Genomic DNA, 23,103 nt, shown 5'->3' with positions numbered 1-23,103 from the left:
TTGCAGGCAGATTTGGCGACCCTCCGATGTGCGCAATGGCAAGAGCGTCGTTTCGACCGGTCCTGCATGTTGGTACCAGTAACAGCCATCTTCCGGCTTCAACCGTACCAATTGCAGATTCTGGTAGGGGGCTGCCATCGCGACGACCTCAGGCGGAACCTCCGCGAGAAAAAATGGTGGTTCCGCCGGGACAGGCGGTAGCGGTCTGGCACAGGCTGCAACGGTGATCAGCGCCAACCCGATCCCAGCAGATTGAACCCAGTTTCGTGTCCGCCGACCACGTGTCTGATGTATTGTCGTCAGATTGTTGCCTGTCTGACCGGTTTGTCTTGGATAAATTACAAGATGCATGAATCAGTTTCCCGGATAGCTGGCAAAGACGTCCGTGGAACCGTCGTCGTTGATGAGAAAGACGTCGTAAGCGTCCGCACGTCGCCCCTGATCCATACCTGGCGAGCCAAGCGGCATATCCGGCACGGCAAGTCCGACTGCATCCGGGCGATCCTGTAAAAGGCGACGGATGTCAGCAGCGGGAACATGTCCTTCGATGATATAACCATCAACCATGGCGGTGTGGCAGGACATCATATTTTGTGGGACCCCATTTTCCATCTTGTACCGAATGAGCAGTCCACCATTCACATCTTCGCCCGTTGGCGCAAAACCATTGGCTTTGAGGTGCTCCATCCAGGCGAGGCAGCACCCGCAACCATTGGTTTTCTGCACATTGATCGGAGTCGCTTCTGCAAAGGCCTGCGTGGCCGAAAAGAGTGCGAGGGTGCCTATCAGAGCGGCGATACGTGGTTTCATGTTTCAAAGCCTTCCGTTTGTTTCTGTGACGTGCGCGCTGGCCAGACTTCGCTCCAGACCAGACCGTGCGGAGGCCAATTGTACCAGGTTCGCGGCATCATCGCCTTTGGCTTCCAAAGCCTCATTAAGCCGGTCGTCGGAGAGTGGATCTGTAGGACGACCGTTCACGCGCACTTCGTAATGCAAATTTGGGCCGGTGGCGGTGCCAGTGGCACCAACATTACCGATGATATCGCCTGCTGTGACGCGGTCGCCGGTGGATAGCCCTTCGGGTACGGCACTCAGGTGTGCGTATCGGGTCATGGTGTCTGATCCATGTGCGATTTCTACGGTCCGGCCGTAGCCGCCGCGGGTCCCGATGAAGCTGATGCGTCCTGGGGCTGTTGCCTGCACTGGTGTGCCGCGTGCCGCCGCAAAATCGATGCCCGTATGCATCCGTGTGTTCCCGAAAACCGGATGCTTGCGCTGGCCGTAGACCGAACTCAGGCGCGCACCCTCAACCGGCTGCGCAAAGGTCCGCATCACGGCACCATCGCGGTAGATGACAGCTCTCCCCGACCCATCTTCTGGCCAAACGATCTCGAAGACCGCGTCTCCGAGATCAAGAGCCGCAAACGTCATGTCTGGTTCGCCAATCACTGCATCGCCGACCCGTGCCTCGCGCCACATCACTTTCAGTGTTTCACCACCGGACAGGTCGCGACGAAAATCCACGGTACCGCCCAACATCTGAGCCAGATCGACAGCAAATCGTGCGGGTATCCCGGCATCCTCAAGCGCTGCGAAAATCGAACTGTCGATGACGGTCTCGCCTGCAAGAGTCGTGATATCCGGCGCGGGGGTCACGACACGCGTTGCAACACGGTCTCCAAAGACGGCTTCGATCTGAACGCCGTCGTCCACGTCGAGCGACACGCGTTTCGGGCGGCCATCCCCAGTTGTAACGACGGTGAGTGAATGACCTGGACGCAACCGCCTCAAATCGAATTCCGCCCCGAGTGCCAAGGCGATTTCTGCACGATCGGTGGCGGACAGTCCGGCCTCGCCCAAAACCGCGTCCAAAGTCTCACCTGTGGCGATCTCGCGGGACCAAGTCGTGACTGAGGGTTGAAGCGCGGGAAGGGAAATTTGGACCGGCGCTATGTTCAAGACGGCAGGTGCCGCGAGCGCCGGCGTTTCGTCTGGCGAAGACACTATGGAAGCCATATCGACCATGTCATCGAATGGCAGGGGTGCCACGGTGTCAGGCTCCCAGCGACCAATGTCCGTCAGTGCGACGGGAACAGCTTCCTTCGCCATAACATTCGACAGTACGATGACTGCAGACGAAGCGCCGCCTGCCAAAACAAGGCCAACGGCCAGGTATCTGAGTTTCATGTGGTGTCCCCCGTCTCGTTGTCCAAAGCGCGGCGGATTTTGGGCACCGCAAACGCTCTCGGCTCGTGATAGTCGATGGTGCCGGAAAATGCACCGGTTGCCGCGAAGGTAAACACGGTCGCGGTATGGTTCATCGTGTAGCTCCCGGTTTCGGCGGGAACCTTCTCATAGCGCACACGAAAGCCATCGGCCGCGCGTGCAATCTGATCCGCCGTGCCCGTCCAGCCGCGAATTGCAGGATGAAAATAGCCGACGTAGTCAGCCATGGCCTCCACTGTGTCACGGTCAGGATCGACGGTGATGAACACCACATTCAACCGCTCGGCGTCTGTCCCCAATTCATCGAGCCAGCCTGAGATATCCGACAAGGTGGTAGGGCAAACGTCAGGGCAAAAGGTGAACCCGAAAAATACCAGTGAAGCGCGGCCAATCAGATTTTCTGGCCCCACAGTGCGCCCTTCGTGGTCGGTCAGCTCAAAATCCATCGACGTCAGTGGCACCGGTCGCTGTGCAACCGGTTCTTCCGCGCCGGGGCCGTCGACGCGCCACCAGCCGGCAACGAGTGTCAGCCCGAGCGCACCCAGACTTGCTGCACCATATGTCAGAGCCGCGCGGCGTTGCATCAGCCGTCGGGCCCGCGGGCAGCGACACCAAGGATGGGAACCTCGACAACAATTTCGCTGCCGTCGTCAAATGTCAGTGTGAGTGGGAAGGTCTCGCCTGCGACCATCGGACCTTGCAGCATCATGAGCATCGCATGCAGTCCGCCCGGTTCCAGCGCAGCGCTATCTCCGGGTGAAATCTCGATCTGTCCGGCAGGTGCCATCGAACTGACGCCGTCTGCACTCAGTGTTGATTGGTGAATCTCAGCCATCATAGCCAGGGGAGTGGCGATGCCTGTCAGCGTCACTGCTTCAGTTCCCGTGTTGCGGACAATCAGGTAGGCCGCACCAGGGCGCGTGGTCCCGATCGCGGCGCGGGCCCAGGGGCTTTCCACGACGACGTCGTCGGATCCCGCAAAGGCATTTCCGGGGATTGAAATGATGGCGGCGCATGCGGCAAGTGCCGCAAGTGTCAGGCGTGTCATGCTATGGGGCCTCGAGGTGTGAAACATTGTTTTGTTCATGAGTCAGCTGCCGCAACCTCTGCCGCTACGAGGGCCCGCAGTTCCGCCTCACCGAATGGGTCGACCGGTTTGCCGTTTACAAAAAACGTAGGCGTCTGCCTGATGCCCATGGTCTCGACGTCGGTGCGGTCCTGATTGATGACCGCGACCACGTCCGGCATCAGCATCTGCGATTGTGCGGCGGCGACATCGAGCCCGGCGGACCGTGCGATTTGCAGGATCAGTCCGGGTTCGGGCGCACCATGGGATGCCCATCGCGGCTGTTCGGTCAGGATCGCTTCCAATACCGGCTCATAGACGTCCTGCATCCGCGCGGCTTCCAGAATGCGAATTGCCTCGTCAGACCCCGCACCATGGAATGCGGTGTAGCGTATCGCGACGCGCACTGCGCTGCCATGTTCGGCCATGATGTCTTTCACCACCGGATAGTAAGCGCGGCAGGCTTCGCAGGCGGGATCGAAAAATTCGACGATGGTCACGGGGGCATCCTGCGGCCCAAGGATCGGCGAGTAAGGACGCAGCAGAGCCTCGACCTGTTCAGGTGGCACCGTTGCCACGTCAGTCAGCGGCTCAGAGCGGCTTACAAACCAGCTTGCAGCGGCAAAGAGCACGATCGCTCCCGCAAGAACGGACAACAGAAGTGGCTTACGGTTCATGACCAGGGTCCTTCAAAGAGAGAGCGGAGAGGGTCGCTGTCAGGGCGAAGGCCAAAAGCGACAGCAGTGGGATTGGTACGCCGACGATCAACTGGTTGTCGTCGGTACAGGACGGGCCGGTTGCCGTGCAGGGCTGGATCGGTTCGGGGATAATCCCTGCGTACAGGCCCACATGCCAAAGAGCGATGGCCCCGCCGCCAAGGCTGAGAAGCACGCCATAACGTCCGATACGGGTGTCGCCCCACCACAGGCCAAGACCAAGGATGATTGCGAGCGGGAACATGAAGACCCGTTGATACCAGCAGAGCAGGCAGGGCATCTGACCCAGCACCTCGCCGATGAACAACACGGCCAACGACGCGCAGAGCGCCACGACCCATGCGCCAATCAGCGCGGGCTCTCCGGTCATGCGCACCGTCATTCGCGCAGACGACCGGTCAGGTCGGCAAGAATGTCTTCCGCCGGGGTGCCGTAAGCGTAGGTCTTCAGAAAGTCGCCCTCGGGGCCAAACAGAAATAACTGCGATGAGTGGCCCATCGTGTATCCCCCGGGTGCGGCGGCTTCCGCAACCTTCTCATAGAAGATGTAGAAGCCCTCGGCCGTGCGTTCGATCTGCTCGGGCGTGCCCGTCAGGCCGACGATCCCGGCGTCGAACTGTGGCACGAACTCTGCCAGTGCTTGCGGGCCATCGCGAGCCGGATCGATTGAGATGAAGAGCGGTTGCACAAAGGAGGCGTCAGACCCCAGCCCATCCATCACGGCCGCCACCTCAGCCAGTGTCGTAGGGCAAACATCCGGGCAATTCGTGAAGCCGAAAAAGACCAGCATCCACTTGCCTGCAAAGTCATCCTGTGTGCGGACCATACCGGTATGGTCCGTCAGCTCAAACACGGCCTTGAAGGCGGTGTCCTGTGTCGCTGCCACCTCCGTTGGATCGGTGCCCCAGATCTGAAGTGCCATGACGGTCGCCGCAGCGACGCCCACCAGCCCCCAGAGAATCTTTTGAAGAGATGTCAGTTTCAATGCGGATGGCCTGCCAAGCATTCTTAAGTCTTGAGGCTGATACAACCTCCAGCCACTTGAGCTTCAAGCGGTTATCGCAATTATATCCGCAGGATCACTCCTCTGTGAAACAGCGTGAAGGAGATCGCATGACGAGACCCGACGCAGGGATACGTGGCAGGTCGAAATCCTCCCCACGCTGGCAATTTCCAAGGTTGCGCATCCGCCGCTGATGTTTCAGTCGCTTTGGTGATGCTCGGACCGCATGTTGGTTTCAGACGGGTCGTGATCCAAACAGGATAATCCCCGCGCCAACCACGCAGATCGCAGCACCGGTCAAATCCCACGGATCAGGGCGCTGCTTCTCGATGACCCACAGCCAGGCCAGCGATGATGCGATGTAAACTCCACCATAGGCGGCGTAGGACCGACCGGCGAATACCGACGGGGCGAGAGTCAGCAGCCATGCAAATACACCTAAACTGAACAGGGCAGGGACCAGCCACAAGCTGCTCGCTTCGTGGCGCACCCACATCCAGACGGCAAAACAGCCTGCAATCTCCGCCACTGCGGCAAAGGCAAAGACGATGAGTGTCATGGCGGTCGTTATGGTGTCGCCTCCATTTCGGGATGATGATGGTCATCCGTTGCGCACAATGAATGGTCCCCCAACACTTCAATGACGCGGCAATTCGCAATGCGCCCGCCCGAGCATTGGACAACCATGCGCTCCAGTTCGGCTTTCAGGGCCGTCAGTCGCACGATGCGGCTTTCGACCTCCGCCAGTTGCGCACGTGCGATAATGTCGGCAGCGGCGCATGACTGGTGAGGACTGTCAGACAAGCTCAACAGATCGCGGATGGCTTCCAACCTGAAGCCCAGGTCGCGGGCATGCCGGATAAAGGCGAGACGGTCGAGTGTCGCCTGGCCGTAAAGGCGCTGGTTTCCCGCACTCCGGTCGGCCTCAGGCAGCAGACCGATTTGCTCGTAATAGCGGATCGTCGGAACCTTCACCCCCGCCGCCGCCCCGAGTTTCCCTATGGTCAACATCAGATACCTCTTGAAGCTATAGTTGCTAGAGACATTAAATCTATGATTCGATGAAGGCAACGGCCCGTGCCGGGCAAGAGGAACACGATGACACAAACGGAAATCGACGGTGGGACAGCCTGTGACTGGACCGTATCCGGCATGGACTGCGGATCCTGTGCGACCAAGGTCAGGTCAGCAGTGGCTCGTTTGCCAGGTGTCAGCGATGTCGAGATTGGCATCATGACCGAACGGTTGCGCCTGACGCTCGATGAAACGCAGACGGCGCGGGACAAGGTCGAAAAGACCGTACGCTCGCTTGGCTATGGCATCGCCCCTCGGACTGATGCAGCCAAAAAGGAATTCGTGATCCCGGGCGACGGCAAAGACCCCCACGGTGATGGCGATCATACGGGGCACGACCATACCTCGAATTCTGAAACGTCTGCTCCCGCTGCCACTGGTCATGGCAGCCCGGGTCACGTGCACGACGATCCCGCCGATCGGGGCAAATCCTGGTACCGGACGGGCAAGGGGCAGTTGGTTATCTTTACGGCTCTCTTGCTGGCGGCAGCCTGGAGCGTGGAACTGATTGCGCCCCAAATTGGCAGCTGGGCTTTCGTCGCGGCCTGCCTGATCGGTGTCGCGCCCGTCGCACGCCGTGCCATAGCTGCGCTGCGTGTCGGACAACCGTTCACCATCGAAAGCCTGATGACCATTGCTGCAGTCGGTGCGCTGTTTATCGGCGCCGCCGAGGAAGCGGCCTTGGTCGTCTTTCTCTTTGCCGTGGGCGAGGTGCTGGAAGGTGTTGCCGCAGGCAAGGCCCGTGACGGGATCCGCGCCCTTGCAAACCTCGTCCCCAAAACGGCTCTGCTGGAGACGGACGGCGTCACCCGTGAAGTGCCCGCCGCAAGCCTTGCTGTGGGCCAGATTGTCCTTGTCCGTCCGGGCGACCGCATCCCTGCCGACGGAGAAATTGTCGACGGCACCAGCGGCATCGACGAAAGCCCGGTCACCGGTGAGAGCGTGCCCGTGACGCGCGGCCCCGGCGAGGGGGTCTTTGCAGGCTCCATCAATACCGAAGCTGTACTGCGCGTCACGGTGACGAAGGCCGCGGAAGACAACACGATTTCGCGCATCATTCGCCTTGTCGAAGAGGCGGAGGAGGCACGTGCGCCAACCGAGCGGTTCATCGACCGCTTCAGTCGCTGGTATATGCCAGCCATTGTCGCCATCGCGGCGCTGGTCATCGTGGTTCCACCTCTGGCCTTCGGTCAGGCTTGGGACACATGGATCTACCGTGGCTTGGCGCTCCTGTTGATCGGGTGCCCCTGTGCGCTGGTCATATCGGTCCCGGCTTCGATTGCATCCGCCATGTCCACGGGGGCCCGGCGCGGTCTTTTGATGAAAGGCGGTGCGGTCATCGAAGCGGCGGCACAGGTCAGCCACATCGCATTCGACAAGACTGGCACCCTGACCCATGGACGACCGCGGGTCACTGACGTCGTGACGTTTGGTGCGACGACACAAGCCGAACTTCTGGCCGTTGCCGCCGGTGTGGAAAGCGGGTCCAGCCATCCCTTGGCCAAAGCGATCCTGAGCAAGGCTGAAGAAGGCGGGATCACACCGTTGGTTGCAGGGGATGCAAAGGCCCTGCCGGGCAGTGGCGTCGTTGCCTCAGTGGGCAGCGCGTTGGCCTGGGTCACCTCGCCTCGCTACGCGACGGACAACGGCGGTCTCGATGCGGAGAACCTGAAAAAAGCGACGGCCTTTGAAGAGGAAGGCAAAACAGCCGTTGCCGTCTACCGGGAAAACCAGCCACTCGGCTTGATCGCGATGCGTGACGAACCACGCGCCGATGCAGCAGACGCGGTGCGCCAGCTGTCGGCTATGGGGATCACGCCGGTGATCCTGACCGGCGACAACCCCCGCACGGCGGCCGCCATCGCAGGCAGCCTTGGCATGCAATTCCAGGCGAACATGATGCCCGAAGACAAGCTCGCAGCCATCCGCACGATGAGTGAGCAGGGTGGCGTCATGATGATCGGGGACGGGATCAACGATGCCCCGGCACTGAAACAGGCAAGTGTCGGTGTGGCCATGGGCTCGGGTACCGACGTGGCACTAGAAACGGCCGACGCGGCGATCCTGCGTGACCGCGTAACCGACATTCCCGCCACGATCCGGCTGTCACGTGCGGCCATGGCCAATATCCGGCAGAACGTGACCCTCGCGCTGGGGCTCAAAGCCGTGTTTCTGGTCACGACTATCTTTGGACTGACGGGACTGTGGATCGCAATCATGGCCGATACCGGAGCGACGGTTCTAGTCACGCTGAACGCCCTGCGCCTGCTGCGGTTCGAACCGGAGCGCGAGGCCTGACGGATGATCGCCGGCTTCGGGTGGGGTGCCCTCACCATTCTCTTTGGCTATATGGGCCTTTTCGCCTGGGGCAATGCCATGAGCAGAAAAGCGGCGGATGAAACGGTCTGGCTTTTTAGCCGTGCCACAGGTCGCGATCGCCTTGCAGCGATCGGCTTTTGTGCCGCGTTCGGTCTTGCCTTCTTTGGTCCCATGATCTGGCTGGTTTTGCCACGGCTGCACAAGATCGAATATCGGCAAACGGAAAGCCACGAGAAGATAAACCTGATGAAAAAAATGTGCCCCCGCTTTACTACTTCTGTCCTTGCGCTGATAATATTAGTCGTTGCGGGACCGAGCTTTGCCGATAATTCCACCGAAATAAAACTGCCTCTCGGCTCTGTCATCATGACGCAGACCTACGCCAACAATGATCTGACGCTCATCACCGATGTCGACATACTGACCTTTCAAAGCGCATATCTTCCGGAGGTAGAAGCCCTGTCGGGCAATTCCTTCTTAATCTTTCTGGCTACAGGCGAACACAAATGCGCCGGATATTACATCTGGGGGACACTTGACGACGCTGGCCTCCGCGCATCCCCCCAGTTCGGGAGCTGCTCTAACAGAGGTAAAGTCTTGCGCACCGCAAAGGGGTTGATGCTGATCATGCCCGGCCCGAATTCGTCCGCTGCCGTGAGGTACTACCTTAACAGAGATGGGACCGTCACCGAAAACACACAAGGGTTGGAAGCGGAGGGTATCGTCGATCCGTTCTGAGGCGGTTGAAGTTGTCGGATCGGAGAGAGTAGCCGAAAAGTCCCAGAAGCAGACCTAACGCATGTTTCAAAAACGCTCCAGACCGTGTGGAAACGCGCCTAATCGTGGGGAATGGAATTCCGAGGCTTGCATTGCGGTTTCGACGGGTTTGAACCGTGTGGGCGATGAGACCGCCAAAAAGCGGTTTCTGCATGGTATTTTGAGGCCTGCTTTGGTCCGTTTTGGCGGGCAATGCTCCCGTCAGGCCACGATTGCCTGAATGAGGCCGGTTGCCCCCAGAAGGGTTAAGGCGCGGCGCATATTGTAGTGCCAGTGCCGTCAGGGGTCGTTTGCGGAAGATTGTGAAATCCTACGCTAAGGCCAAGGGGGCTTGCTCAGGCATCACTCGTGGCGCTTGATCGGGCCACTTGCCGAATAACTGCTTCAGAAGCCGATCCGATTTCCAGATCGTGTCCCCATACTTGGTCTAAGAAGCGCGACCCTTGGAGAGGTCCGTGACTGATCAGGAGGCCACGGCGGGCATCTCGCGAGGTTGCGTGAGGCTGGCATGGTAGCGACAAGGCGCGAAAGCCAGGCCATTCACTATAGCATTGCCGATCCCCGTCTGCACGACATGATGGATGCGCTCTTCGCGTCTAATGTGAAAGGGATGAGAGCGCGTTGGGTTTACGAACCTACCGGCTACGTTGCCCGGACGGGCACGATTCTAACTACGGTGAAGAGTTCAGGATTTCGTGGACCACGATATTATCGCTCACGCTCCGCGAAAATTGTCACACACCTCAACACCCTTTGCGACCATATCGAGAAGGGCGTCAACATCATTCAAAAGGGCTGCAATGCGCGAACTGCTGATGCGGTAGCGGATGAAGCGTCCGTCGCGATCGCTGGCCACAAGTCCGCAATCCAGAAGACATCGGAGATGGTTGGAAACGTTTGGCTGCGATAAGTCCGTACGCGTCACTATCTGGTGAACGGCCAACGGCGCTTCGCACAAAGCGTCTAGAATCGCGAGGCGGCTCGGGTCCGCAAAGCCGCGAAACAGCTTCGCTCTTCGCTCAATAGCGGTAGTCCCGGTATTGCAGTCGGCGACAATCTGATCCATATCATTCCTCGCTGATATGTTGTTTGTTGATTCACTCTAGCAGGAGTATTGCACCCATGGCCAACGCCGACAGCGCCGGTTCGACGGCAGATATTCCATCATTCCGTTACCGCGTCTCCGGCATGGATTGCGCCAAGGATGCCGCGCAGATTGAACGGGCGGCGCAGTCTGCCGGGGTCGCGCCCGACGCGGTGAAAGTGTCGGCAGCGACACATATCATGACCTTGAAGGCCCCAGAAGCGCGGTTGCCGGAGATCGAGAAAGCCGTTGAGACCACGGGGTATGGGTTTGACCGCATCGAAAGCGATGAGGACCTTCAGCAAGGTGCGGCCCATCAGGACCCGGCCTACCGACGCGCGCTCTGGATCGTCGTGATCCTGAATGTTGGTTATGGTGTCATCGAGATGGTCGGCGGGTTCATCTCCGGATCGCAGGCTGTGAAGGCCGATGCGCTCGATTTCATCGGCGATGGCGCAATCACCTTCCTTGGCCTTCTGGCAATTGGTTGGAGCCTTGCCTGGCGAGCGCGATCAGCCCTGATTCAGGGCACCTTTCTCGGCCTGCTCGGTCTTGGGGTCCTTGGCACAACCATCATGCGGGCATTCGAGCCGACACCGCCAGACGCCACTCTGATGGGGATACTGGGCCTGATTGCTCTTGTGATAAATGTCATCTCCGTGTTGCCCCTGCTGAAATTCCGCAAGGGCGACGCGAACATGCGTGCCGTCTGGCTGTTCTCGCGCAACGACGCCATCGGCAATGCGGCAGTCGTTATCGCCGCCGGTCTGGTGTTTTGGCTGGGTAGCGCATGGCCCGACCTGATCGTCGCCTTCGGCATCGCCGCATTGTTCCTGCATTCTTCTTGGGCGATCATCCGCGATGCGCGCTCCGATCTGAAAGCGGCGGCATGAACAACCGCATTCTGGGTGGGCTCTGCGCGATTGCAGCTTTTGGTCTCGATCAGGGCACCAAGGCGCTTGCCCTGAACACCCCGGCGCTTGAGCATGGGGTCGAGGTTCTGCCCTTTCTGAATCTTGTTCGTGTCCTGAACGATGGGGTCAGCTTCGGCATCCTCGGCGGGATCGTGCCCTGGTGGGGTCTCATCGCGCTTGCTGCCGTGATCGTGGCATGGCTGCTGATCTGGTTATGGCGCGCGCCGGACAAGCTGACGGGGGCAGCGCTCGGACTGATCATCGGCGGTGCTCTCGGCAATGTCCTCGATCGGATACGGTATCAAGCCGTTCCCGACTTTCTGGATTTCCATTTCGGAACATACCACTGGCCGTCCTTCAACCTCGCTGACGTGGCGGTTTTCTGTGGAGCGGCACTGCTGTTCTGGGACAGCTTTCGCTCGACGAAAGACAAATCGGAGAACCCTGAACAGGGTCACCGCAAGGGAAATATTTCGGGGGGATAATCCATGTCCGGCATACCATCCGCAAAGGGCTTCGACGGCACGCTAGCCCTGCTACGAAATCCTATTGGTTCATTCCGGACACCTGACGCGCCCTTGACACCGATCTGTTTACCACCCGCATCCTCCTTCAAAAGGCGATCTGCATGACCGGGGCGGCGAGAGCGAAAGTTTTCTATTCCGAGGATAAACTGGTTCGCTAAGGCTCAATGCCCGGCTGCATTCAGACGACACTGCTCGGAAAAGGTGCGTTTGATGGACAATCATCCGATCGGTCCAAAAATACCAATAAAATGAATATCTGGGGTCTGATACCGGAGAGTGCAGGATCGTACGTTAAGCCCCTTGGTTTACTGTTTTGGCCACCTGTATTCGCCTGTGAGGAGGATATGTGCCCATCCGAGGGGTGAGGTATGTGCCAGTAGCATTGGTGAGCAATCCAACCCGTCGCGTTTTCGTGCGGCGACAGCTTGACCAAGGTGTTTGCTGTTCCAGTGGATGACGATGGCGGCGAGGAGGTTGAGGCCTGCCATGCGGAAGTGCTGACCTTCGGCGGTGCGGTCGCGGATTTCACCTTGGCAACCGATGCGGAGGGCGTTTTTCAGGGCGTGGTGTGCTTCGCCTTTGTTTAGCCCGATCTGAGCGCGGCGCTGCATGTCGGCGTCAAGTAGCCAGTCGATGATGAACAGCGTCCGTTCAACGCGTCCGATTTCTTTGAGGGCTTCGGCCAGCTCATGCTGGCGGGGATAGGCTGAAAACTTTCGCAGCAGTTGACTGGGCGGCATGACGCCCGCGACCATGGTAGCGGCACTGCGCAGGATGTCGGGCCAGTTGGTGGTGATGATGCTTTGCCTGACCTTGCCACCAATCAGGCCTTTCAGTTCCTTCGGGACAGCACTTGGATCGAAGACATAGAGCCGCTTGGAGGGCAGATCACGGATGCGCGGAATGAACTGGAAGCCCAGAAGGGCTGTGACGGCGAAGACATGATCGGTGAAGCCGCCGGTGTCAGCATATTGTTCGCGGATATTTCTGCCGGTCTCATTCATCAGCAGGCCATCGAGGATGTAAGGGGCCTCGCTCACGGTCGCCGGGATGGTTTGAGTGGCAAAGGGGCCGAACTGATCGGAAACATGGGTATAGGCTTTCAGCCCCGGTTCATTGCCATATTTGGCGTTGATCAGGTTCATTGCCTCACCTTGACGTGTGGTTGGAAAGAACTGCCCGTCGCTGGAGGCGGTGGTGCCGCCACCCCAGAAACGGGCCATGGGCAGGGTGGATTGCGCCGCGATCACCATGGCCAAGGCGCGGTTCAGCGCGTCGCCTTCAACATGCCACCGTGAGATGCGCGAGAGCTGGGAATAATCATGGGTGCTGGTGGCTTCGGCCATCTTGCTGAGGCCGAGGTTCAGGCCTTCCGCCAGCAGCACGGTCAGCAGTCCGATCCTGTCAGTGCAAGGTGCTCCGGTGCGTATATGGGTGAAGGCTTCCGTGAAGCCTGTGGCATTGTCCACCTCCAGAAGCAGATCGGTGATCCGCACATCGGGCAACCTTTTGTATAAATCCAGAACAAGTTCATGGGCCTCGGCGGGCACTGCGGCGGTGAGCCTGTCGATCTTCAGCATTCCGTCCTCAATAGAGCCACCCGGAATTGCCCCGGCACGGGCAGCGCGTGCCAAGCGTTTCAGTCCCTCAATCATACGGGTTTTGCGATCTCCCAGCCAATCCGCCGGGTCGAAGGGCACTGCCAATCTGGGTGTGGCCCGCGCCTCTGCTATTGGCACCAGCGCCTGCTTCAGGTCGGCATAGCGCCGGGACTGCACCAACCAGATATCGCCGGAGCGAAAGGCATCGCGCAGATGGAACAACACGGCGACTTCCCAAAGCCGATGGTCATCGGGGGGCTGCGCATGAAGGTGCTGGTGCCATTTGGAACTGCGGCGCAGAAAGGTTGTTGGCCGAACGGTCTCTTGTCCGCCCTTTGCGACAAGCCGAGTAGCTTCGACCAAAGGTTCGGCGACCGATGCTGCCTGAATATCGAGCGCCCTCAACATGCGCGGCGCGTAGCGCCGGAACCGATGATAGCCTTGGGCGACATGGGCCAAGGGATTGGCAGCCATTGTACTGGTCAACTGCATCGCCGTGGCGACAAGTCCTTCCAGATCACGCCAACCGCAGGCGGTCGTAACCGCGCTCTCAAGGGGTGCGCCATCGCCATGCGCTTCCAGGAGAGCGGCCCCCAAGCCTGAGAAAGAACGAAGTGTGTCCTGCAATGCTGCTTTGGCGCCGGTAATCTGCACATCACATAACCTCTTGGCATCGCGCCAGGTTTTACCCACGATCCGATCATGGGTCTCAATCACTGCATCAGCTATCGCAGCCTGCCATTCCACAGCACAGACGGTCATGATCGCCCACCGCCGATCGCTGGAAATGTCGCGCAAATCATCCGAGAAATATCGTTCGCCTTGGCGACGAAGTCGGGTGATCCGGTGGGGTGGAACGCCATCAAGGGCAGCGGTCGCAAGCCCGAGACCTTGCAGAAACTCCAACCGGTCCAGCAGGCGGTTCGCGTCTGCCGAGTTCTTGCCAACCTCAAATTGGCGCAACCAGACAAAACGGCTGACCCGGTCATCGACGTCTTCCGAAAGCAGGGCATCCAGCCTGCCTCTCATGGGCGCGTCGAGACGGTCGGCGATGCGCGTTTCCATCCGACGTTCGGCGGCGACAAGCGCATCAGCGCAGAGCCGTTCGATCACCGACACCCCGGGCAGAATGGTCTGGCTCCGGCGGCATTCTGTCACGAACCGACGCGCCAGCTCCTCATTAGAGCGCGCAACCTCAGCCTCAGTTTCAAGCCAAACCTTCAGGTCGCGGGCACCACGTCCGGTAAACATCTTGTAGCCATAGATCGCTCTAAGCTCGATCAGATGATCCCGCCGAGTCTCTTCGCGGACGGCGTAGCCCTCCAACTCAACCGCTTGCATTCCCAGCTGAGCCGCGATGAACCTGATCGCTTTTTCTGGGATGACCTCTCCAGCCGTCAGGAGGCGGCCGGGGTGTCGAAACGCGCAAAGCTGAAGGGCAAACCCAAGCCGGTTTTGTGATCGTCTTCGCAGACGAACATGTTCGATGTCATCATCGGCCAACGTGTAATGGTGAAGTAGTGCCGCTTCACTGGTTGGCAGATCAAATAGTGTCGCGCGCTGGCGCTCGGTCAGAATGGTGCGATGCGCCATGCTTCTTTTGCTTTCATGGGAGGTATTGAGTATATTTATTTATGATATGAGATAAGGAATAAATCCGTTGCCCGAAAGCGACCGCCGAACCCAAGCATCACAAACCAACGTTTGTGACACATGCTGATTGGCTATGCGCGCGTCTCTAAAGCCGATGGCAGGCAGTCTCTTGACCTGCAACGGGATGCCTTGATCGCGGCGAGCGTTGGAGAGGAGCAGATTTACTCGGATCTGGCATCTGGCAAAAAGGATGACCGGCCAGGGTTGGAGGCCTGCCTCAAGGCATTGCGTGACGGCGATGTTCTGGTTGTGTGGAAGCTCGATCGTTTGGGGCGTAGCCTGCATCATCTGGTCAAGACCGTCAGTATGCTGTCTGAGCGCGGGGTTGGCCTTAAAGTGCTCACCGGGCAAGGTGCGCAGATCGACACAACAACTGCGGCAGGACGGCTTTCATTCGGCATCTTTGCCGCTCTCGCCGAATTTGAAAGCGAGTTGATCCGTGAACGCACAGTGGCCGGTCTTCAGGCAGCCCGGGCGCGGGGGAGGAAAGGCGGACGAAAATTCGCGCTGTCAAAATCACAGGTGCGCATGGCACAGGCCGCAATGGCAAACCGCGACACGTCTGTTTCAGAACTTTGCAAAGAATTAGGCGTGAGGCCCGTTACTCTCTATCGCTACGTCGACCCGAACGGCAATCTGCGAGACTACGGCAAGCGCGTCCTCGGAGCCTAACGTACTATTCTGCACCCAGCCGGAATCTACCCCTATTTGTCAGTGTCCGGGGGGAAGGCCGACGCCGGGTAGACGAGGCATCAACAAAAACCCCAGCCCTTACAAAGCTGCAGAAGTAAAAAGCGTAGCCCCAGCCATGATAGCCCCGTCTCATCAATGCCAATACCCACGAAGACACTCTAACTTGGCCTGATAATGCAGGTTTAATTTCTACCGAAATGGTTGGCTGAGGCTTGATTCAGATATTTTTGAATCTAGACGCCAGATTTGAACCGTTGGCCATATTCAGAAATCAGGATGGACAGAAGATATAGGATATTGAGATAGTCTATCGCCTTCAAGTACGCTCAATGCGACGACCAACGCCCACCGCAAGGTGTTCTGAATGCGTTTTGAAGTCCCGCAGCGGCCTGAAATGGCTCACTACCAAAATTCCGTGTCACATACCGGACCGGACGTTTGACCCGGCCCGGTATGCGGGGTCTGTTACCGGGTCCAGCCTTCAGTTTTCATCAGGGACTGTGCTTCATCGGTCACCAGAAAATTCAGAAAAGCCTGCGCCTCCGGATCAGCATCAGGTGCCAGGGCGACGTTCAAATCGCGCCAGATTGCGCGGTCAGGAGAGAACGCAACGGCCTCGATCTTTTCAGGGTTACGCGATGTCCAGTCAGGCCAAGTGATCCAGGCGTCAGCGTCCAGATCGGTAAAAGCTTTAAAACCAGCACCTGATCCATGTTCAAACGCGACGATATTCTTACGCAATCCGACAACGTCCGACAGGCTGCCCGTACGTCCGGCCACATCTTCCCAGACGCCGGTGCCAGATGTGTTTCCGACGCCTGCGCCTTCGGTCACCACGACCTTGATGCCTTCTGCCAGCAGGTCGTCGAAACCGGTAATGGATTTGGGGTTGCCGGCCTTGACCGCAATAATGGCGGGACGCAGGTAAATCGGCATCACTTGATCCGACGAGAATGATTTGTAGGTCTCCAGAAAGGCCGTCATCGACTGTTCGGACGTGCCCCAGATGATGTCGGCATCTGCCTGGGCCTGCTGAGACCATTTGGGTTCGGGACCGAAGGTGATCGCGACGGTACCTCCCGTTTGCTCTTGCCAAAGATCGGCCACTTTTTGAAGTGCTGTATGGGGGCCGCCCGCCCCATATAGGCGGACAACACCGTCCTTCGCCTCATGAACAATGTCGGGATCAAACATCACCGTGTCTTGCGCAAAAGCCGGGGTCACCATGGCCATATTCAGGGCCACATATGAAATTAGTTTCATCTTCGTTCTCCGGTACCAGTCGTCCGCAGTTGCCATGTGGCGGTCGCGGCGATTGCAGGAAGAACGAACCGGAGGGTCAGTTTATTCCATCACAAAGTCAAATTCATGGTTTTCGCGGCATCACGTCTGCGTGGCGCTCTAACTAGACAGGAAGGTGGTACAGCCTTCGCGAAACGCGGATAGCCCGCCTTGGGCCGGATGCCTGACATAGGTCAGCGACACTCCGACGGGCTGGGCACAGCGCTCTGCGACACGTCCGATACACAAGATTTTCTGTGGTGCAAACATCGCTGCGAGTGCCGCAAGTACAGCCAGATTGGCCCGTATTTCCGGCGCTGACGGTGTGCGGATGGCATAGTCTGGTGCGCTGCGGTGCGGGACTTGCATGACCGCGTTCCAAAGTAACGGCACATCGTCTGGCATTGCTTCCCAGATTGCACGCGCGGTGACAGAGCCTGGATCGTCGTGTTGCGCGGTTGGATGGCGAAACGGCACGACCATTTTCAACCGCGTTGCTAATGGCAGCAGCATCCGGTCGCCGGTCAAGGGCAGCCCGGTCCGCCGGGCACCACGTCTGGACATGGCCTCGGCCAACCACATGACGCGAGGACGTCGAACTTGCATTGCCTGCAGATAGAGCGTCAGGTTCGCCCGCCGTATTTCTGGTGCATCCGCGCTCTCGAGCGCGGGATCATGGTCGCGATAGGGATTAAACAGCCGATCCGATCCCTCAATTTGCTCCAATAACGTTATGATGGCGGCAACCGTCATGGCGCAATGACATGTTGGATAAATGCCTGGGTCGCGCGACTGACATGACGCTGTGTCGCATTTACGGCAAAGAACTTCCGCTCGGGCAGCTTGAACGCTAATCGGGCCAGGCGCCCCACCTGCAGGGCGTCTGCGACAACCAGATGCGACAGCGCCGCAATACCGGCGCCAGCTTCGACAGCAGCGCGCACCGCTTCATTCGAGGGAAGCTCGAGGACAACAGACAAATCCATGACGGCAATGCCCGCCTCTTTCAGTGCCTGCTCGAGTATAGCACGCGTGCCCGAGCCAGGCTCGCGAAAGACCCACGGTGCCGTCCGCAGATCATCACCGTGCGCGGCCTGATCTGCGCGAGCGACCAGCACCAGGTGATCTGTAGCGGCGGGGATCAGGGTGATTTGCGGGTCCGCAACGTGATCTTCAACGAAGCCCAGATCGGCTTCGCCCGTGACGATGGCCTGACAGGCGGCATGGGTGTTCAGAATGCGCAGTGACAGATCAATTCCCGGAAAGGCTGTGTGGAAGCTCTGCATGCGGGGCGGAAGCCAGTAGTTTGCAACCGTCTGGCTGGACACAAGCCGCAGCTTGCCGTGGGCAAGGGCGGTGGATGCGCTGAGGCAGCCCGCAGCCTCGTCTGCCCGGGCGAGAACCGCGCGCGCTTCCGGCAGAAAATCACGACCAAGATTTGTCAGCACGATACCGCGCCCAATGCGGTCGAACAGCAGCACATCATGGCGTTCTTCCAACGCAGCAATGGCGGCACTCACGGCAGATTGGGTCAGGTTCAGCGCATGAGCCGCATCAGTCATATGCTGACGTTCCGCCACAGCAATGAAGATGCGAAGTTGTTCAAGCGTCATGATCTCTACACCTCACTCTCACCCATCAGTAAAATCGATCTGTTTTACAAATTCAATCCGTTGGATCGTTTGGTTCGCTTCGTCTATCGAGGTTAAGAACAGGAGATCCACAATGACATTCTACAAAATGCGCGCAGTATCGCTGGGATTGCAGCCTTTTTCGCAGCTGACCAGCCCAATGGAAATTATTCGCCAGTTCACCCCCAACTGGTTTGCGGCCACGATGGGAACGGGCATCCTCGCAATTGCGCTGGCACAACTTCCCGACGCGTTCAGCTCCCTTGGCAAAGCGCTTTGGCTGTTCAATATTGCCCTGTTCACGCTGTTTTCGGCGCTCTATGCGGCACGATGGATCTTATTCTTCCACGAAGCGAAGCGGATTTTCGGTCACTCGGTCGTCTCGATGTTTTTTGGCTGTATCCCGATGGGGTTGGCCACGATCATCAACGGATTTTTGATCTTTGGACTGCCATCAATGGGCAGCATCGCGATCGAGGTCGCGACCGTCTTATGGTGGATTGATGTCGGTATGGCAGCACTTTGTGGCATCGCCATACCCTATTTGATGTTCACCCGCCAAAGCCACGCCATCGATCAGATGACTGCCGTCTGGCTGTTGCCAATGGTTGCAGCCGAGGTCGCAGCGGTGTCGGGGGGGTTGCTGGCCCCGCACCTTGCCGACGCACATACCCAACTGCTGGTGCTGGTGTGGTCTTACGTCCTCTGGGCCCTGTCGGTCCCCATTGCGATGAGCGTCCTTGTCGTCCTGATCCTGCGGCTCGCCATCCACAAGTTGCCGCACGTTTCCATGGCGGCCTCCAGTTGGCTGGCGCTTGGACCGATCGGCACCGGGGCATTGGGCCTTATGACGTTAGGCCAGGCCGCCCCTGCCATCTTTGCGGCGAATGATCTGGGTCAGTATAGCAGCGCCGCGGCGGGCATCGGTCTCATCGGCGGATTGCTGATGTGGGGCTATGGGCTGTGGTGGTTTGCGATGGCAGTGCTCATCACCGGGCGCTATGCACGCGACGGTCTGCCATTCAACCTTGGTTGGTGGGGTTATACATTCCCGCTGGGTGTATTTGCCGTTGCTTCATTGAAGCTTGCGAGCTTGCTGCCGATTACTGCGATTTATGTTTTTGGCCTGATATTGGTGGCACTGTTGGGCGCTGCGTGGATCGTCGTCGGAACGCGCACGGTCTGCGGCGCCTGGCGTGGGGATCTGTTTGCAGCACCCTGCCTGAAGGACGATTGATAGGTTCGAACAGGCCTTCCCACTTATCGCAGAAAAGGACATGGCATAACGGGAAATCGTATTTTTCTGCCTTCGGGTGCGACCGCTGCCGTTGCCCGAATTGCAATGACACAAGAGACGGGGCAGCCGGCTGACAACCATGCGATGACGGATGGCGGTCATGTCTATGCAGGAAACCAAATCCGCGTGATGAAAGATTGGCGTCAAGTACGTCAGGCACGCTAGTGTCTGAGTGTCCGCCTGTTCCCGCCGTCGAGTACGGATGACCTGTCGTGAGTGCGCTATGCTGAATGCCAACCAACGCCAGATGCTCACCGCTGCCGCTGGCGGATTGTTCGGCTACGCGTTGGCGTTGACACGCAATCGCGATTCAGCCGCAGATCTCGTGCAAGATTGTGTCGTGCGTGCCATCTCAGCCAAGCAGGCGCCCCAGGACGAACGTGCATTTCGCGCGTGGCTGTTCACCATCGCACGGCATTTATGGTTCGATCGATTGCGATCGTGGCGCCGACGGCGCGCCATGCAAGAGGCGGTCGACCTGGATCAACGCACAAGCGGTGCACTCTACGATATCACGGTCACCCATCTGGCAGTCCGCGAGGCATTCTTTTTGCTGTCGGAAAATCACCGGGATGTGCTGGCGCTTGTGGACATCGGCGGGCTTACTTATGACGAAACCGCTGAACTTTTGCGGATTAAACGCGGCACGGTGATGAGCCGCGTGAGCCGTGCGCGTGCCGCCCTGGCAGAAAAGCTTTCAGGTCCGCATGTCGTGGAATTGCCGCGAAAGGGCAAAGGGATGCGCCGTGGTTGATGAACGAACTCGAGACGAACAGGTCAGCGCATATGTCGATGGCGCACTAGATCCGCAAGACGCGGCTCGGATGGCCGAGGCAATCGCACGCGATCCGGCGCTTGCCAGCCATGTGGCCCATTATCAGGCTTTGCGGGCAGGGGTCGCGTCACTGGCGTCAGACACAGTCATCATCGCGATCCCTGAGCGATACTCAGGAGCAGGAAGGCCTGCATGGCGTCCTGCCGTGCTGGCCGCCTCTGCCATCTTGATCGCAGCCGGCGCAGTATGGTGGTTAGTCCTGACTGGTCCCATTTCGGATGATATTCCGGCACAGATCATCATTGCAGAAAGTTCTGACCTTGCCACGATGATCGCACATTTCGATAAGTGGGCAAGTGGCGCTCAGAACGTGACAACGGAGGGTCCGCTCATCGGCATCGCCGCAATCGTTCAAGCCAATGGGTTGCAGCAGACGTCACTAGAAAGAGTCACCTTGCCACTTGGGCGCAAAGCGGACGCACTGGGTTTTGTCGGTCCCAGCAATTGCCATCTTGGGCTCTATGTGACCGCGCATGCCGGAGATCGCCCGGCCGGTCTCGCAATCTCAGATGACGGCCATGTCCTGATTGCACAATGGGCCGGACCCCATCAGCAGATGACGATGGTCTCGCGATCCATGAACGCGACTCGCTTCGCCATTCTCGCGCTGGCTCTGCGCAATGGGACTGACGCACCCAATGAGATACATCCCGATTTGCTCTCCTCTCTGGCGACGGCACGCCAGCCCTGTCTGGGCTGATGGACAAGTTTATTTTGCATCATGAGGAATAAACGCCCCCTGCCAATCGTCTGAACTTGCGACGATCTCAAACATGACAAGCACGTCATAGCGATCGCAGAAAAATGGGGGAACCATGTTCAACAGACGACAGATGATCGCATCCACCGGGGCTGCTGCCGGATTCGTGATGGCTGGCGGCACGCCATTGCTCGCTGAAACAGTATCGCTGGGTTTTGAAAATGGAGATCGGTCGCTGGTCGCCTATCCGGGGAAGCGGCCTTTGCTGCAGCTGTCATCCCGACCGCCGCAGTTGGAGACGCCGTTCAGTGTGTTCAATGAAGGCATGTTGACCCCCAATGACGCGTTTTTCGTGCGGTACCACTTGGCTGACATCCCGACCGAGATTGATCCTGACACCTTCACACTCGAGATCGCCGGCACAGTGGCCACGCCCATGTCGCTGTCTCTCGCTGACCTGAAATCGCAATTCGATACGATTGATCTGGTCGCAGTTCATCAATGTTCAGGCAACAGCCGTGGCTTTGTCACGCCACGTGTCGGTGGTGGGCAGGCAGGGAATGGCTTGATGGGTAACGCACGCTGGACTGGCGTTTCCCTAAAATCCGTCCTTGAAAAGGCGGGCGTGCAAGACGGGGCGATTCAGGTCGCATTCGAAGGGTTGGATGGGCCTGTCCTGCCCGACACCCCCGACTTTACCAAGTCGCTGGAACTGGCCCATGCCATGGACGGCGAAGTCATGCTGGCGTGGGCCATGAATGGCGAAGATCTGCCCTGGCTGAATGGCTATCCTCTCCGTCTTGTGGTCCCGGGGCACTACGGCACCTACTGGGTCAAGCACCTCAACCAGATAATCGTGCGCGACACGCCATTGGACTCGTTCTGGATGACGACGGCCTATCGCATCCCGGACAACAGTTGCGCATGTGTCGAACCTGGCACCAAGCCTGAAACGACCGTGCCGATCGCCCGCTTCAACGTCCGGTCCTTTATCACCAATGTGCTGGATGGCGCGGCAGTAGCTGCGAATGCGCCGCTCGCACTGCGGGGAATAGCGTTCGATGGCGGATCTGGCATTACCGAGGTCAGCGTCTCCGCAGATGACGGCAAGACATGGCAAAAAGCATCCTTGGGCGAGGACATGGGAAAATACGCATTCCGCGAATGGACGCTGTCGATGCCCGTGGCGTCGGGTGAGGTGTCACTGTTGGTGCGCGCGACAAATGCGAACGGCCAGACCCAACCGATGCAAGCGCAATGGAACCCATCGGGCTATATGCGCAACGTCGTCGAAACCACACGTCTCACGGCAGCCTGAGGAGATGACAATGAAAACCTTTCACATAGCCGCTTTGGCTGGACTGACCTTCCTGGCCCAAGCCGCCATCGCGGATTCCGTCATCTATGACATGCCCTATGATGGCTCCGTCGTGTTCCGCGCCGGAGACGGATCAGATGTGGCCGAAGCCAATTGCATAACCTGCCATTCGACCGATTACATCGAATACCAGCCTCCCGGCAAAGGCCCTGACTTCTGGAAGGCCGAAGTACACAAGATGATCGCAATCTACGGTGCGCCAATTACCGAAGAGGATGGCGATATCATCGCTGCGTATCTGGCCGCACAGTACTAGAGTTTACGAAACCCAAGTAAAAGATGATCGGAGCGTTCTCCGGTCATCTTGTCAAACTGCAACACTCCAAGCT

Annotated in this window: 24 protein-coding genes; 10 read left to right on the top strand and 14 right to left on the bottom strand. The window is 58.6% G+C overall.

All coding sequences use genetic code 11. The annotated features are described in order from the left end of the window. Positions 1-354 precede the first annotated feature (354 nt). The 9 genes from GLR48_RS23220 to GLR48_RS23180 all read right to left on the bottom strand — a co-directional run bounded on the left by GLR48_RS23220 (position 355) and on the right by GLR48_RS23180 (position 6,021). On the bottom strand, positions 355-810 hold the full coding sequence (locus tag GLR48_RS23220) for a DUF411 domain-containing protein (protein ID WP_237066256.1): 456 nt from the start codon (positions 808-810) through the stop codon (positions 355-357). A gap of 3 nt (positions 811-813) precedes the next feature. Beyond that, on the bottom strand, positions 814-2,187 hold the full coding sequence (locus tag GLR48_RS23215) for a M23 family metallopeptidase (RefSeq protein WP_237066254.1): 1,374 nt from the start codon (positions 2,185-2,187) through the stop codon (positions 814-816). Then, a complete protein-coding gene (locus GLR48_RS23210) occupies positions 2,184-2,810 on the bottom strand; it encodes an SCO family protein (RefSeq protein WP_237066252.1) in 627 nt (208 codons plus the stop codon). The genes GLR48_RS23215 and GLR48_RS23210 overlap by 4 nt, the downstream gene beginning before the upstream one ends. Beyond that, positions 2,810-3,274 (bottom strand): copper chaperone PCu(A)C, encoded by a 465-nt coding sequence (locus GLR48_RS23205; protein ID WP_237066250.1) that lies wholly within the window; start codon positions 3,272-3,274, stop codon positions 2,810-2,812. Before GLR48_RS23205 ends, GLR48_RS23210 begins: the two co-directional genes overlap by 1 nt. A gap of 35 nt (positions 3,275-3,309) precedes the next feature. Then, positions 3,310-3,969: a DsbA family protein gene (locus GLR48_RS23200; RefSeq protein WP_237066248.1), complete on the bottom strand. Its 660-nt coding sequence runs from the start codon at positions 3,967-3,969 to the stop codon at positions 3,310-3,312. Next, on the bottom strand, positions 3,959-4,378 hold the full coding sequence (locus GLR48_RS23195; RefSeq protein WP_237066246.1) for a disulfide bond formation protein B: 420 nt from the start codon (positions 4,376-4,378) through the stop codon (positions 3,959-3,961). Before GLR48_RS23195 ends, GLR48_RS23200 begins: the two co-directional genes overlap by 11 nt. A gap of 8 nt (positions 4,379-4,386) precedes the next feature. Then, positions 4,387-4,929, bottom strand: a complete 543-nt coding sequence (locus GLR48_RS23190; RefSeq protein WP_442915872.1) for an SCO family protein — start codon at positions 4,927-4,929, stop codon at positions 4,387-4,389. 316 nt (positions 4,930-5,245) lie between these two features. Then, positions 5,246-5,569: a YnfA family protein gene (locus GLR48_RS23185; protein ID WP_237066241.1), complete on the bottom strand. Its 324-nt coding sequence runs from the start codon at positions 5,567-5,569 to the stop codon at positions 5,246-5,248. Between the two features lie 8 nt (positions 5,570-5,577). Then, positions 5,578-6,021 (bottom strand): MerR family transcriptional regulator, encoded by a 444-nt coding sequence (locus GLR48_RS23180; protein WP_237066239.1) that lies wholly within the window; start codon positions 6,019-6,021, stop codon positions 5,578-5,580. A gap of 87 nt (positions 6,022-6,108) precedes the next feature. Here GLR48_RS23180 and GLR48_RS23175 point away from each other — a divergent pair, with 87 nt between their 5' ends. Together GLR48_RS23175 and GLR48_RS23170 are read left to right on the top strand one after the other, a co-directional pair. After that, positions 6,109-8,382, top strand: coding sequence for a heavy metal translocating P-type ATPase (locus tag GLR48_RS23175; protein ID WP_237066237.1), 2,274 nt, complete (start codon positions 6,109-6,111; stop codon positions 8,380-8,382). A 3-nt stretch (positions 8,383-8,385) separates the two neighbouring features. Further along, on the top strand, positions 8,386-9,141 hold the full coding sequence (locus GLR48_RS23170; RefSeq protein WP_237066235.1) for a hypothetical protein: 756 nt from the start codon (positions 8,386-8,388) through the stop codon (positions 9,139-9,141). Between the two features lie 754 nt (positions 9,142-9,895). On the opposite strand, the gene GLR48_RS23165 is transcribed toward GLR48_RS23170, so the two are convergent. After that, the gene (locus GLR48_RS23165; protein ID WP_237066234.1) at positions 9,896-10,246 is read right to left on the bottom strand and encodes an ArsR/SmtB family transcription factor; all 351 of its coding nucleotides are present in this window, start codon (positions 10,244-10,246) and stop codon (positions 9,896-9,898) included. 56 nt (positions 10,247-10,302) lie between these two features. Between GLR48_RS23165 and GLR48_RS23160 the strand changes: the two genes are divergently transcribed. Together GLR48_RS23160 and lspA are read left to right on the top strand one after the other, a co-directional pair. After that, positions 10,303-11,157 (top strand): cation transporter, encoded by an 855-nt coding sequence (locus GLR48_RS23160; protein WP_237066232.1) that lies wholly within the window; start codon positions 10,303-10,305, stop codon positions 11,155-11,157. Beyond that, on the top strand, positions 11,154-11,663 hold the full coding sequence (gene lspA, locus GLR48_RS23155) for a signal peptidase II (RefSeq protein WP_237066221.1): 510 nt from the start codon (positions 11,154-11,156) through the stop codon (positions 11,661-11,663). Before GLR48_RS23160 ends, lspA begins: the two co-directional genes overlap by 4 nt. A gap of 347 nt (positions 11,664-12,010) precedes the next feature. Here lspA and GLR48_RS23150 read toward each other — a convergent pair whose 3' ends face one another. Further along, positions 12,011-14,899, bottom strand: a complete 2,889-nt coding sequence (locus tag GLR48_RS23150; RefSeq protein WP_237066212.1) for a Tn3 family transposase — start codon at positions 14,897-14,899, stop codon at positions 12,011-12,013. Between the two features lie 120 nt (positions 14,900-15,019). Here GLR48_RS23150 and GLR48_RS23145 point away from each other — a divergent pair, with 120 nt between their 5' ends. Then, entirely contained in the window at positions 15,020-15,631 is a 612-nt protein-coding gene (locus tag GLR48_RS23145) for a recombinase family protein (protein WP_047998005.1), read from the top strand. Positions 15,632-16,117: 486 nt separating this feature from the next. On the opposite strand, the gene GLR48_RS23140 is transcribed toward GLR48_RS23145, so the two are convergent. The 3 genes from GLR48_RS23140 to GLR48_RS23130 form a co-directional block, all read right to left on the bottom strand. Further along, complete coding sequence (locus GLR48_RS23140) at positions 16,118-16,915, bottom strand: substrate-binding domain-containing protein (RefSeq protein ID WP_237066210.1); 798 nt, start codon at positions 16,913-16,915, stop codon at positions 16,118-16,120. A 138-nt stretch (positions 16,916-17,053) separates the two neighbouring features. Next, the gene (locus tag GLR48_RS23135; protein ID WP_093734036.1) at positions 17,054-17,686 is read right to left on the bottom strand and encodes a hypothetical protein; all 633 of its coding nucleotides are present in this window, start codon (positions 17,684-17,686) and stop codon (positions 17,054-17,056) included. After that, a complete protein-coding gene (locus GLR48_RS23130; protein WP_093734035.1) occupies positions 17,683-18,546 on the bottom strand; it encodes a LysR family transcriptional regulator in 864 nt (287 codons plus the stop codon). Before GLR48_RS23130 ends, GLR48_RS23135 begins: the two co-directional genes overlap by 4 nt. 112 nt (positions 18,547-18,658) lie before the next feature. On the opposite strand from GLR48_RS23130, the gene GLR48_RS23125 reads away from it, so the two are divergent. The 5 genes from GLR48_RS23125 to sorB all read left to right on the top strand — a co-directional run bounded on the left by GLR48_RS23125 (position 18,659) and on the right by sorB (position 23,030). Continuing rightward, entirely contained in the window at positions 18,659-19,801 is a 1,143-nt protein-coding gene (locus tag GLR48_RS23125) for a TDT family transporter (protein WP_093734034.1), read from the top strand. A gap of 283 nt (positions 19,802-20,084) precedes the next feature. Next, the gene (locus tag GLR48_RS23120) at positions 20,085-20,615 is read left to right on the top strand and encodes an RNA polymerase sigma factor (protein WP_237066208.1); all 531 of its coding nucleotides are present in this window, start codon (positions 20,085-20,087) and stop codon (positions 20,613-20,615) included. Further along, on the top strand, positions 20,608-21,396 hold the full coding sequence (locus GLR48_RS23115) for an anti-sigma factor family protein (RefSeq protein WP_093734032.1): 789 nt from the start codon (positions 20,608-20,610) through the stop codon (positions 21,394-21,396). The genes GLR48_RS23120 and GLR48_RS23115 overlap by 8 nt, the downstream gene beginning before the upstream one ends. Positions 21,397-21,529: 133 nt before the next feature. Then, positions 21,530-22,714 (top strand): SorA family sulfite dehydrogenase catalytic subunit, encoded by a 1,185-nt coding sequence (gene sorA / locus GLR48_RS23110; protein WP_237066206.1) that lies wholly within the window; start codon positions 21,530-21,532, stop codon positions 22,712-22,714. A 10-nt stretch (positions 22,715-22,724) separates the two neighbouring features. Beyond that, positions 22,725-23,030 (top strand): SorB family sulfite dehydrogenase c-type cytochrome subunit, encoded by a 306-nt coding sequence (gene sorB / locus GLR48_RS23105; protein ID WP_237066204.1) that lies wholly within the window; start codon positions 22,725-22,727, stop codon positions 23,028-23,030. The last annotated feature ends 73 nt before the right edge of the window (positions 23,031-23,103 follow it).

The organism is Loktanella sp. M215 (assembly GCF_021735925.1).
Taxonomy (GTDB): Bacteria; Pseudomonadota; Alphaproteobacteria; order Rhodobacterales; family Rhodobacteraceae; genus Loktanella.
The sequence above is the reverse complement of the archived record's forward strand: the minus strand, read 5'-3'. Positions and strand labels throughout refer to the sequence as shown.

What these genes read in the sequence shown, in the direction of transcription:
- GLR48_RS23205 (WP_237066250.1), bottom strand. Translation starts at nt 3,274, where the DNA reads ATGACACGCCTGACACTTGCGGCACTTGCCGCATGCGCCGCCATCATT.
- lspA (WP_237066221.1), top strand. Translation starts at nt 11,154, where the DNA reads ATGAACAACCGCATTCTGGGTGGGCTCTGCGCGATTGCAGCTTTTGGT.
- GLR48_RS23150 (WP_237066212.1), bottom strand. Translation starts at nt 14,899, where the DNA reads ATGGCGCATCGCACCATTCTGACCGAGCGCCAGCGCGCGACACTATTT.
- GLR48_RS23145 (WP_047998005.1), top strand. Translation starts at nt 15,020, where the DNA reads ATGCTGATTGGCTATGCGCGCGTCTCTAAAGCCGATGGCAGGCAGTCT.
- GLR48_RS23220 (WP_237066256.1), bottom strand. Translation starts at nt 810, where the DNA reads ATGAAACCACGTATCGCCGCTCTGATAGGCACCCTCGCACTCTTTTCG.
- GLR48_RS23120 (WP_237066208.1), top strand. Translation starts at nt 20,085, where the DNA reads ATGCTGAATGCCAACCAACGCCAGATGCTCACCGCTGCCGCTGGCGGA.
- GLR48_RS23195 (WP_237066246.1), bottom strand. Translation starts at nt 4,378, where the DNA reads ATGACCGGAGAGCCCGCGCTGATTGGCGCATGGGTCGTGGCGCTCTGC.
- GLR48_RS23200 (WP_237066248.1), bottom strand. Translation starts at nt 3,969, where the DNA reads ATGAACCGTAAGCCACTTCTGTTGTCCGTTCTTGCGGGAGCGATCGTG.
- sorB (WP_237066204.1), top strand. Translation starts at nt 22,725, where the DNA reads ATGAAAACCTTTCACATAGCCGCTTTGGCTGGACTGACCTTCCTGGCC.
- GLR48_RS23185 (WP_237066241.1), bottom strand. Translation starts at nt 5,569, where the DNA reads ATGACACTCATCGTCTTTGCCTTTGCCGCAGTGGCGGAGATTGCAGGC.
- GLR48_RS23140 (WP_237066210.1), bottom strand. Translation starts at nt 16,915, where the DNA reads ATGAAACTAATTTCATATGTGGCCCTGAATATGGCCATGGTGACCCCG.
- GLR48_RS23170 (WP_237066235.1), top strand. Translation starts at nt 8,386, where the DNA reads ATGATCGCCGGCTTCGGGTGGGGTGCCCTCACCATTCTCTTTGGCTAT.
- GLR48_RS23215 (WP_237066254.1), bottom strand. Translation starts at nt 2,187, where the DNA reads ATGAAACTCAGATACCTGGCCGTTGGCCTTGTTTTGGCAGGCGGCGCT.
- GLR48_RS23175 (WP_237066237.1), top strand. Translation starts at nt 6,109, where the DNA reads ATGACACAAACGGAAATCGACGGTGGGACAGCCTGTGACTGGACCGTA.
- GLR48_RS23135 (WP_093734036.1), bottom strand. Translation starts at nt 17,686, where the DNA reads ATGACGGTTGCCGCCATCATAACGTTATTGGAGCAAATTGAGGGATCG.
- GLR48_RS23190 (WP_442915872.1), bottom strand. Translation starts at nt 4,929, where the DNA reads ATGGCACTTCAGATCTGGGGCACCGATCCAACGGAGGTGGCAGCGACA.
- GLR48_RS23210 (WP_237066252.1), bottom strand. Translation starts at nt 2,810, where the DNA reads ATGCAACGCCGCGCGGCTCTGACATATGGTGCAGCAAGTCTGGGTGCG.
- GLR48_RS23125 (WP_093734034.1), top strand. Translation starts at nt 18,659, where the DNA reads ATGACATTCTACAAAATGCGCGCAGTATCGCTGGGATTGCAGCCTTTT.
- GLR48_RS23130 (WP_093734035.1), bottom strand. Translation starts at nt 18,546, where the DNA reads ATGACGCTTGAACAACTTCGCATCTTCATTGCTGTGGCGGAACGTCAG.
- GLR48_RS23180 (WP_237066239.1), bottom strand. Translation starts at nt 6,021, where the DNA reads ATGTTGACCATAGGGAAACTCGGGGCGGCGGCGGGGGTGAAGGTTCCG.
- GLR48_RS23160 (WP_237066232.1), top strand. Translation starts at nt 10,303, where the DNA reads ATGGCCAACGCCGACAGCGCCGGTTCGACGGCAGATATTCCATCATTC.
- sorA (WP_237066206.1), top strand. Translation starts at nt 21,530, where the DNA reads ATGATCGCATCCACCGGGGCTGCTGCCGGATTCGTGATGGCTGGCGGC.
- GLR48_RS23165 (WP_237066234.1), bottom strand. Translation starts at nt 10,246, where the DNA reads ATGGATCAGATTGTCGCCGACTGCAATACCGGGACTACCGCTATTGAG.